This window comes from Frigidibacter sp. SD6-1, from assembly GCF_030143255.1.
GTDB lineage: Bacteria > Pseudomonadota > Alphaproteobacteria > Rhodobacterales > Rhodobacteraceae > TMP-24.
This window is the reverse complement of the sequence record NZ_JARJNR010000003.1, coordinates 1-7,722: the sequence shown is the minus strand read 5'-3', so window position 1 is coordinate 7,722 and position 7,722 is coordinate 1. Positions and strand designations below refer to the sequence as shown.

Below are 7,722 nucleotides of genomic sequence, written 5' to 3'. Positions count from 1 at the left end.
AACCTTTATTCAGGCCTACTCATAAACTCGCGATTTTTTGCCGGACTTGACGGATAGTGGCCTTGCATCGCCGCCCCTATCCGATTTCATCGATTGCTGACCCTAACCGTGACTGCATCACGGTCTTGCGCCGCGGAAACGGGGGCGACGCTACGCCCCCGCCCTGGTCGCGTCAGTAGGTAACGGTGAGTGTGACCACGTCACTGTAGCTCCCGGAAATCGCGCCAGCATTCACGGTGCTGCCGACCTCGCCATAAAGCGTGGCACTGATGGCAGAGCCGGTGCCAGTCGCCGTCTGCCCGAAGGTGCCGTTCGAGTTGATCGTCGACGCATAAGAGAAGGCGCCGTTCGTATCGTCCAGCATGTATTGCAGGAAGGAGTTGGCCGTCGAATGCTTCATCTGGCGGCGGAATTCGTTGTTGGAGCTCGATCCTGTGGTGGTCGAATTGTTTCCGTTTCCGACGGTGACAGTGAAAGGCGTACCGTTGGAGCAGGTAATCGACACGTTAGACGATGCCGTCTTGAGCGTACCCGGAACAACGATGCCAAAGGCCATGTCGGTCGCGGTGATCGCGCAGGTCGAGTTGACGGTGGCGGTCACGTTCATCGTGTCGGTGGCGGTGGCCGCAAACCCGGCTGTCGCTGACAACATGACGGCTGCAACCGGCGCGAGGAGTTTGAGTTTCTTCATTTTCAGTTTTCCTTGGGTTGATCTAGTTGAGAGTTTCAGTAGCTCATGGTCATTGCGACCAAATCGGCTGGTCTTCCGGCTTTTGCACTGGCATCCGCGCCAGGGTCTGCGAAACGGCAGACTTTCAGCGAACGGAAGGCCGATGCGGCGATTACCGCCGACACTGACAGCGCAGAGGACGTTGCGACTACCGTTCCAAGCATCTGGCGGTTTTTCATCGTCCTTGTCCTTTTCTCTTCGACCGATGCCACAAAAGGAGCCGGTAAGGTTAGCGAAAGTGGGGGGCTTACGCGAACCCACCGGCCAAAGTTTGAGTTGCACCATTTCCAGGCATGAAATGGTCATGAGCACCGATGCTGGCACCCACATCTTTTGGTAGGCCGATTCCAGTCAGAAATCCCACTGCGCGGAAGTATCGGTCCCGCCCTCGTTCGAGACAGAAAAGAGCGGATTTACCTCGAATGGTCAGTCAGACCACGCCATTCGTACAGCGCAATAAGCCCTTGCGCGTCAAACTGGCCAATAGGGTGCTCGCTTTGACCATCTGAATTCCCGATTTTGATAACGAACGCGAACGAGACCGGCTTCTGACCTTCTTCGCGTGATCGCCAGGTCAGGCAAGTCCCGGTTTCTCATGGCAATAAGGAAGGATATTACAATGATACTCAGACAATTGTGCAAAGTGGCGACGGTTCTTGCGTTTGCGGCATCGCTGTCGGGAATTCCGACCTCGCCGGTCCATGCCAATACTGCCATTTCGCCTGTCATACTGGATGTCGATGCCAGCGGGCGCGCCAGCGTCGCCATCACCAACCTGCGCGACCGACCCGTCCTTTACGAAGTCACTCCGCTGAGCTGGACGATCGAAAACGGCAAGGATGTCTATGGCGACACCAAGGAGTTCATCGCCAGCCCTCCGTCCTTCCGTCTGTTGCCCGGCCAGAAGCGCGAGATCCGCGTCGGTTACCGCGGCGCCCGAAGCCAGAACGCCGAGCAGGCCTTTCGTCTTCGGATCGCGGAAATACCCTCGGAAATTACCGATTTCGAAGGTGCCATCGCTGCGATCGCCTTCGCACATCTTCTTCCGGTCTATGTGGCACCCCGAAATGCCGTTCCTGCGCCCATCCTGGACTGGTCGGTCCGGCGCGAGGGCGATGTCATCATCGTCCGCGCGACGAACAACGGCAACATGCGCAAGACCGTCCACAGCCTCGGGTTCCAGCCTGATCCGGATAACGGCGGCCTGCCACGATACCGCGCAGAAGAACTGGTCCATGTGCTTGCCGGCAGCTGGCGGGAATGGCGCATCGCGGCGCCCGCCGGAACCGAAGATGGGGCGCTGTTCGTGAAGTATCTGGAATTCGAAAGCACATATCAGCCCGTGCGCAAATAGACCGACGCGCGTTCCAACCTTCGTCTGCCAGCACTGGAACGAACACATGCGACGCGGTTTCATCATCATGTTTTCGGGATTGCTGTCTCTTGCATCGCCACTCCGCGCGCAAGAGACACCGCCCCCGCCGATAAACCGGCTTGGCGTGCATCAGGATCTTGTCGATGCGGCCACCAAGGTCGGCAACAGGCTGGGCTTCGATCCCGAATATCTGCTGGCTTATGCCGCCTTTCACACCAAAGGCCGTTTCGAGCCGGATCAGTCAAATCAGGTATTCGGGACCATTGGCCTGTTCGGCTTCGATGCGGATATGGCCGAACGGCTGGAAACGGATCCGGACAAGATCCGCGTCATGACCGCGCCCGAGCAGATCGCGCTCGCGGGGCGCGCACTTGACCTGGCCGGTTTGGGCCAGCAGTCCGGCCGCTCGCTCGCCCAGATGCTGGTCGCGCTTGTCGCGCCGGATCGGCTTGGCGCAGGGGATGACGAGACGCTGTTCTCTGCGCAATCCGGGGAGGACGGTTACAACCGCTACGCCGGGTTCGACACCGATCTGGATGGCGTGATTCTGGTGGGCGAGGCCGCCGAGGCGGTACGCGCCTTTTGGTATGACCTCGCCAGTCCGGACGAGCTTTCCAGCGATTTTTACGATGTGTTCATCAACGGTTTTACGTCGGGCCTGTTCTTCCTGGTCGAGATGCGCGACGGATCGGCCTACATGAACCCAGAGGATTTCAGCCAGCTGGGCTTTACCATCACGCCCCCGGTCGTCGACCTGGACGGGGTGGAAATGGTTCCCCTGAACCAGATTGCAGGTCTTTCGGTCTATTTCGCGGACCGCGACCCGGTGATGTATCTGGAGGCCGATGCGCGCCTTTACGGAGCACAGCACACGAATGTCGCCCTGGGCGACGATTTCGCGGTTGCGGACACCACGCCCAGCGTCTTGCTGAGCTACCGACTTGGCGGAAGCTACCTGCAGGGCAATCACTTGCGGCTGAGCGCCGAAGGGCGCTTGAGCTGGGCCACGGAAAAGGGGCTGCTCGAGACGGGCCTGGGGCTGGGTTTTGGCCCCGGCGATTTCAGCGTCACGCGATCGCCCATTCTCTACACCATGTATCAGCCCGACAAGGATCGCTCCATTCGCATCGGCGAACAGAGTCCTCCCTCGGCGGGGGGCGTGAACCCGATGAGTTTTCTCGGGTACAGCATCACAAGCGATTTCAGCTTCAAGCCCGATTATACCCCCTACCCCACCTATTCCTTCTCGGGCGGCAGCGGGCTGCCGGGGCAGATCACCTTCCTGATCGACGGCAACCCGCAAGCCGCGGCCGTGGAAGTAGAGGCCGGTACCTTTCAGCTTGACGATCTGCCGGTCATCAACGGCGAGGGCGAGATCGACATTGTCTTTACCGACGCTCTCGGGCGGCAGAGAACGCAGTCCATCCCCTTCTTCCGCTTCCCGGAGGTCTACCGGAAGGGCGTGCATGAATATTATTACGGGATCGGACTGTCCGGGTCGCCAGAGCTGGGCTATGGCGGGCCCATGGCCAGCACCTGGCACCGCTACGGCTGGCGCGACAAGACGACCCTCACGGGCACCGCTACGCTCTGGCAAAAGGGGCTGACCGCCGGTGCAGAAGCCAACCACGTCATCGGGCAATCTCTCGTCCTCACCCCTCAGCTCGGGCTCAGCCTGTCCGAGGGCCTTGGATACCGCCTGGCGTTCGATCTGACCCCGCGCGCGAGTCAGGACCCGGAAGATGACGTTCGCTGGGGAATTTCCCTTTCACATCAGTCCGCGAACTGGCGCCAGCCCGGGCAGATGTCCACCGGCGATCACCAGCGCACTTCGCTCAATGCCTTTTACAGCAACGAGGTCAATGGTTTTGGGCGTCTCAATGCCGCTTTCTCCTTTCTTGACACATGGGAGAACGAGCGCCGCGCCAGAGTGTCCGTGGGATTGCAGCGCCCTGTCTTCAAGGACTGGCAACTGAACGTCAGCCTGACACGGTCACTCGACGACGCCTCCGCCAGCCTGACACTGTCTCGGAACCTCGGAGATGATCGGCGTATCGAGGCGGGAAGCTCCTATCAACGCAACAAGCAAACCTATTCCGTTCGCCAGGACTGGACGCCGGAAGGGACAAGCGACAGCTACTCGCTTGCCGGGAACTGGGCGACTGGCGGGACATACGGGGTCCAGGGTCGATACAGTTCAGAGCGCGACCTCGGACTGCACCGGCTTGATCTGGACTTTAACCGCGACAGCGGGCTGTCTGCACAATATGGCTTCGATGGCATGATCGCCTGGGTCGGGGGGCAAAGGCTCATGGCGCCCGACCTTTCGAACGGACTGGCCTATGTCACGACGGGCGATGCGGGCGATATACCGGTCTATCTTCAGAACATCGAAAGTGGCCGCACGGACAGCGCAGGCGATCTGATCCTGACCGGGTTGAACGACGGCCTGCCCACAACCTTCAGCATCAAGCCAGAGGACGTGCCATTTGAATATGTCACCGGCGACACTGAGATCACGGTCATCCCCCATCCCTATGGGGCCTCGCGCATCGACCTTTCGGCCCGACGTCGCCAGGCCGCGGTTGTGATCCTGGTCGATGCCGAGGGCAACCCCTTGCCTGCAGGGGCCGAAGCCGGATTTCAGGGTGCCGAATGGCCAGGCTATGTCGGGCGCGATGGCGAAACCTATTTCGAGGACCTGCCAGACCAGGTCACATTGCAAGTCGAGATCGGAGACGAAACCTGTGAAGCCTCTTTCTCCTATCCCCAAACCGATGACCCGCAACCCACGATCGGTCCGGTGCCCTGCATCTAGAACGATCTTCGCACCGGCGCTCGTCAGGTCTGTCTTCAAATGCATTGCACGAATGGCGACATGCCTGGTCCTGATAGGCGCGGGCATCGCCGGGCAGGCGGAAGCCGAACCTCTGTCGCCCGCCCGGTGCACGATCCTTTCCGCCGAACTCGCATTTGGCACGGTCGATCCCGTGACCAACAGTGCAAGGCGCGGTGTCGGGCGTGTCGAACTGGATTGCCGGAACCCGAGCGACGCACCTGTACAGGTGATCGCGGTTCTGAAGATTTCCCAAGGGAAGAATTGCAACACTGTGATCGGCGACGACAGGACGAGCCTCGTCTTTGGCCAGAACGGACGCTTTGAGCAGGAGAAGGATCGTTCGGAACTGCGCTATCCCCTCGAATTGGCCGCGAATACACGACGCAAGATCACGCTGCCGGTTGAAGGCTTCTTCAGGGCATCCAGCAAATCTCCTGCCGGTCTGATCGACATGGAATGCGAAATCGCCCTCACGCTGGAAGAACCGGCCTGAAGCGTCTATTCCCCCTTAAGCGCATGGGCCTGTTCGCCGAGCGCACGGATCGTCCCTTCGCGCTGATCTGACCAGGTCTCGCCGGAAAGATGCTCTATGGTCTGAAGCCGACGGTACAGCTTGTCCTCGCCCAGAACCGCTGCGGAACCGGCGAGCCTGTGCGACTGCGCGCGGAGTGCTTCCGACAGGTCCGGACTGTCGTCCATGTCACGGGCCAGTTTCTCCAGTTCGCCGGCAAGGTCATTCAGGGCCGCCCGATAGCGGTCATGACCAAACCGCGCGATGAACGAGTGCGCAGGATCATCTGCCGCCGCAGCGTCAGCGGCAGGCGCGGACTTGCCAGCCACCCGTCGGAGAACCTCGAACAGCCGCGACATCTCTATCGGCTTTACCAGGATCGAATCGAAGGGCGCAGTCAGGATCGTCTGGTGGTCGCGCGGCAAGGCATTGGCCGTCACGGCAACAGCTTGCAGGTCGCGCCATTCGACATCCAGCGCACGGATCCGGTGCAGCGTTTCCATCCCGTCGATGCCGGGCATGGAAATATCGAGAAACGCCAGATCGAACGGCCTTTCCCCGACCAGCCCGATCGCTTCGAACCCGTCCGCGGCTTCGGTCACCTCAGCCCCGTGTTCCTGAAGGATGTCCGACAGGATCATTCGATTGATCTGGTTGTCATCGACCACCAGGACCCGGTAACCGGGCGGAATCACATCACGCGAGAGCGCCTGCTGCGCCTGAGCGCCCCCAACGGCGGGGGCTTTTTGCGGGCTGACTGGCACCCTGATCGTGAACAGGCTGCCTTCGCCCAAGATGCTGTCCACATGAATTTCGCCGCCCATGCTTTCGACCAGCCGCTTGGTGATCGCCAGGCCGAGGCCGGTGCCGGAATTCTCCCTGTCATACGAGGCATCGATCGTAACGAACTCCTCGAAGATCCGGCTGATGTTTTCCGGCGATATGCCACGTCCGGTGTCGGATACGCGCAACTCCATCATGCCGCCTTGGCATTCGACCTCAATCTCGACAGAGCCGCTACGGGTGAACTTGATCGCATTCCCCACAAGATTGACAAGGCATTGCTGTATAGCCGTCTTGTTGCCCCGGACGCGATCGAGACCCTCTGACAGGAAAGTCGCCTTCAGGTCGTTCCCGCGACGGGTCGCGTAGGCAGAGAGGCTATCGGTGATCGCAGTGACCATGGCGACCATGTCGAAATCGACATCCTCGCTTTCCGCCGGTCGGGATTCCAGGCTGGACAGATCAAGCACGTCATTGACATGTGTCAGCAGCAGTTCCCCGGAAACGGCTATCGAGTTCAGATGCCGTTTCTGGCGATCGTTCAGATTGTCCGTCTCGATGAGGGCGAGAGATCCAAGGATACCGTTGAGCGGCGTGCGCATCTCGTGGCTCATCACGGTCAGCAGATCGGACTTGGCCTTCTCGCTTTGCCGGGCCGTGTCGCGTGCGGTTCGCAGGTCTTCCTCCGCCTGCACCTCCGGCGTGATGTCGCGCACGAATGATACGAAAATCCGCTCTCCATCGGCTTCGGATACAGACACGGTCAGTTCGACGGGAAAGCGCTCGCCGGACTTGCGTCGCGCTTCCAGACGAATGCGGCCTGCCCCGATCACGGTCTTCTGGCCGGACTTGAGGTATCTTTCCATTCCGTGTTGATGGGCCTGACGCATCTCTTCGGGGATGATCATCTCTGCCATCTGGCCGCCGATCGCCTCGTCCCGCGTGTAGCCGAATACGGCCTCGGCGGCTCCGTTGAATTCCGTGATGCGACCTGCCGTATCCACCAGAAGAACCGCGTCGAGAGACGAGGAAACAGCGGCTTCGAACCGGGCGCTCATTGCCTGATGGGCCCGCGCGCTGCTTTGTACCTGACGGAAGAGCTTGATCAGCACGCCAACCGCCGCAAGAAGAAAGGCCAGCAGAACGACGACGGCACCGGCCAACTTGAGAAGTGTCATGAAAAACTGTGCCCGCATGGCCGCGGATTGCTTGGCAAAGCTCTGAATACCGGTCAGTGACAGGGTGCGAACCTTGGGGTGCAGGGCATCGACGTCCGCAACGATTTCGCGCATATATGCCCTCAGGTCCTGGTCAGAGCCATCTACGACCGGGGTCGTCTTGTTAAGGAATCCCCGCACATCTGCAAGCAAGGGCTGAATCTCGGGCGTTTCACGAATATGCGTGAGGAGGGAGCCTTCCATGGCATTGTTGCATAAGTCACCCTTGAGGAAAGATAGCCCCTTTCCCCTTCATTATCAGCCCAC

The 7,722-nt window shown here is 60.1% G+C and carries 6 protein-coding genes; 3 read left to right on the top strand and 3 right to left on the bottom strand.

What is annotated here, in order from left to right:
- Positions 1-172: 172 nt before the first annotated feature.
- Positions 173-691, bottom strand: coding sequence for a Csu type fimbrial protein (locus P0645_RS06535; protein WP_284163774.1), 519 nt, complete (start codon positions 689-691; stop codon positions 173-175).
- 35 nt (positions 692-726) lie between these two features.
- Complete coding sequence (locus tag P0645_RS06530; RefSeq protein ID WP_284163773.1) at positions 727-909, bottom strand: hypothetical protein; 183 nt, start codon at positions 907-909, stop codon at positions 727-729.
- A 440-nt stretch (positions 910-1,349) separates the two neighbouring features.
- Here P0645_RS06530 and P0645_RS06525 point away from each other — a divergent pair, with 440 nt between their 5' ends.
- Genes P0645_RS06525 through P0645_RS06515 form a run of 3 tightly spaced genes read left to right on the top strand, consistent with a single transcriptional unit; the run spans position 1,350 to position 5,437 of the window.
- On the top strand, positions 1,350-2,084 hold the full coding sequence (locus P0645_RS06525) for a fimbrial biogenesis chaperone (RefSeq protein WP_284163772.1): 735 nt from the start codon (positions 1,350-1,352) through the stop codon (positions 2,082-2,084).
- A 46-nt stretch (positions 2,085-2,130) separates the two neighbouring features.
- Complete coding sequence (locus P0645_RS06520; RefSeq protein ID WP_284163771.1) at positions 2,131-4,923, top strand: fimbria/pilus outer membrane usher protein; 2,793 nt, start codon at positions 2,131-2,133, stop codon at positions 4,921-4,923.
- A gap of 52 nt (positions 4,924-4,975) precedes the next feature.
- On the top strand, positions 4,976-5,437 hold the full coding sequence (locus tag P0645_RS06515; RefSeq protein ID WP_284163770.1) for a hypothetical protein: 462 nt from the start codon (positions 4,976-4,978) through the stop codon (positions 5,435-5,437).
- 5 nt (positions 5,438-5,442) lie between these two features.
- Here the strand turns inward: P0645_RS06515 and P0645_RS06510 are convergent, their stop codons facing one another.
- Entirely contained in the window at positions 5,443-7,659 is a 2,217-nt protein-coding gene (locus P0645_RS06510) for a hybrid sensor histidine kinase/response regulator (RefSeq protein ID WP_284163769.1), read from the bottom strand.
- Positions 7,660-7,722 lie beyond the last annotated feature (63 nt).